This window comes from Microcystis sp. M53602_WE12 (genome assembly GCF_030065455.1).
GTDB classification, from domain to species: Bacteria; Cyanobacteriota; Cyanobacteriia; order Cyanobacteriales; family Microcystaceae; genus Microcystis; species Microcystis aeruginosa.
In genome coordinates, this window is record NZ_JASJFB010000509.1 from 1 (window position 1) to 2,562 (window position 2,562).

A 2,562-nucleotide genomic window follows, 5' to 3' on the forward strand; every position below is an offset into this window, starting at 1 on the left:
GTCGCACCTGAGCGAACCATACCAAGTAACGAAGAACCTTAATTGATTGGACAAAAATTCCCGAATCTCCGTACATTTTTGTGGATTAAGTGGGATAAGCTAAGACGCATTTAAAGCGCTTATTCTTAAGATTAGCCGAATCTCCCCCAATCCCTTTACTGTTGCCTCTTGCAAGAGTGCCTCTTGCCTCGTCTCAACAAGCAATTTAAATGCGCGGGCAGCTTACCAACATACGCCACCTGAAAATCAAACTCCGAGAAAATCTCACTTTAACTGATAGTTGATAACCGATTCCTTGATGCTGTTATTCCCAAATTGGACCGGCTGCAATGATTTCTTGGGAGGCAGTGGTAAATTGACGGAAATTTTCCACGAAACGATGGGCCAATTCTCGCGCCTGTAGGTCGTAGGATTCGCCATCTTGCCATGCTTGTCGCGGGTCGAGGATTTTTTTGGGAACTCCGGGGACAATTTCGGGGACGAGAACTTGAAAGATGGGATGAGGATGGAAAACTACTTCCTCTAAATCGCCATTTAAAGCGGCGGAAACCATAGCACGGGTGTGTTTGATCGAAATGCGATCGCCGACTCCGTAGGGACCGCCGGACCAACCAGTATTAATCAGATAAACGGAGGTTTCGGGGTGTTGTTCTAAACGTTCCCCTAACATTTGGGCATAGACGAGGGGTGAGAGGGGGAAGAAACATTGACCGAAACAACTGGAAAAAGTCACCTGTGGGGCGGTGATTCCCCGTTCCGTTCCCGCTAATTTGCTAGTATAGCCGGAGAGGAAATGATACATCGCCTGGTTCGTGGTTAATTTGGCGATTGGTGGCAGTACCCCAAAAGCATCGGCAGTTAAGAAGATAATAGTTTTCGGGTGGGTTCCCATGCCAGATACGGCACAATTAGGGATATAACGCAGGGGATAGGCGGCGCGGGTGTTTTCGGTCAAACGTCCATCATCGTAGTCGGGAAGGCGATTATCGGGGGAAAGGATCACGTTTTCGAGAATAGTGCCAAATTGAATCGCCGCCCAGATTTGGGGTTCGTATTCGGCACTTAAACGGATGGTTTTAGCGTAACAACCGCCTTCAAAGTTAAAAATGCCGTCTTCTGACCAACCGTGTTCATCATCACCGATGAGGCTGCGTTTAGGATCGGCGGAAAGGGTGGTTTTACCCGTACCGGAGAGACCGAAAAAGAGGGCCGTATGACCGTGTTTATCAATGTTAGCGGCACCGTGCATCGGTAAAACCCCTTGTTTGGTCATCAGGTAGTTCATCATCGAGAAGACGGATTTTTTGATTTCGCCAGCGTAGCGAGTGCCACCGATGAGAACGATTTTTTTGGCTAGGTTGAGGACGATAAAGGCTTCGCTGTTCAGGTCGTCATCTTCGGGATCTCCCTGTAACCCCGGCAGGGCAATCACAGTAAAATCAGTTTGATGGGCAGCTAGTTCGATCGCACTGGGCCGGAGGAATAACTGATGGGCAAAGAGGTTATGATAGGCGATTTCGGTGACAACGCGCACGCCAAAGCGACAATTAGGATCGGACCCGACGTAACCATCGAAGATATATAGGTCTTTTCCCTGTACATAGGCGAGGACTTTTCGGTATAACTGCTGGAATTTTTCCTCGCTAATCGGGGCATTATGCTGATTCCAGTCGATTTCCTTTTCGCTATTGGCTTCTTTGACAATGAATTTATCTTTGGGGGAACGACCGGTATATTTACCCGTTTCCACCACTAAAGCCCCATTATCGGCTAAAACGCCCTCATGATGTTCGATCGCCTGTTCGACTAATTGCGGTACGGAAAGATTGCGATAAACGCGACCGAGATTTTTCATGCCTAGGTTTTCGAGGCCGTAGGTGGGATGAAATTGATTTTCTAATTCGTAGTGGAAATTGACGTTCTCCACGCGATCGGGCAAGGGACAAGAGATACTATCATTGGTCAGCGTGTGTAGAGTCGGCATAACCCCAATTCTCCTGATAATTTAGTTGTCGGTTTAGAGCTAAGTTCCAGGTCTCTGATTAGTGCAGTTATAGAAACTAGAAAAACTCCGTTCTCTGTCTTTTTTCACTCCCAGACACCTAAGAAGCTATATTGATTAGTTTATTTGACGATATTTGCCTGATTAATCTGGTCTCTTGCTGTCGGTAAAGCCAATCTTAGAGCGGTAATTTAGGATTATTTGCGTATTTACCCCTCATCTCCCAGTCAGGGTTTTTACCTTTTCCCTCTTGCCGATCTAACTGCTTTTTCTAGATATTTTTAGTCTAGCTGTACAATAGGATACAGACGATGTTTTTTTTACAAAAATTAACAGCTAAACAAAATTGGTCAGCTAATCTAGCAGTTAAGTGGGTGGGTGGAATTAAATATATAGCGTTTCCCAATCTCATGAGGTACACCAAAATCTTAACTCCTGAATCCCGAATCCTGAATCCTGAATCCTGAATCCTGAATCCTGACTCCTGACTCCTCAAAACCTAAGACTCTGTACCTCACAACTATGGGAATTGCTATAAGATGAACGTAGGTTGGGTTGAA

Annotated in this window: 1 protein-coding gene; it reads right to left on the reverse strand. The window is 46.0% G+C overall.

Translation table 11 applies throughout. The features are described from left to right. Positions 1-304 precede the first annotated feature (304 nt). Complete coding sequence (pckA, locus tag PX482_RS16705; protein WP_288122715.1) at positions 305-1,984, reverse strand: phosphoenolpyruvate carboxykinase (ATP); 1,680 nt, start codon at positions 1,982-1,984, stop codon at positions 305-307. Positions 1,985-2,562 lie beyond the last annotated feature (578 nt).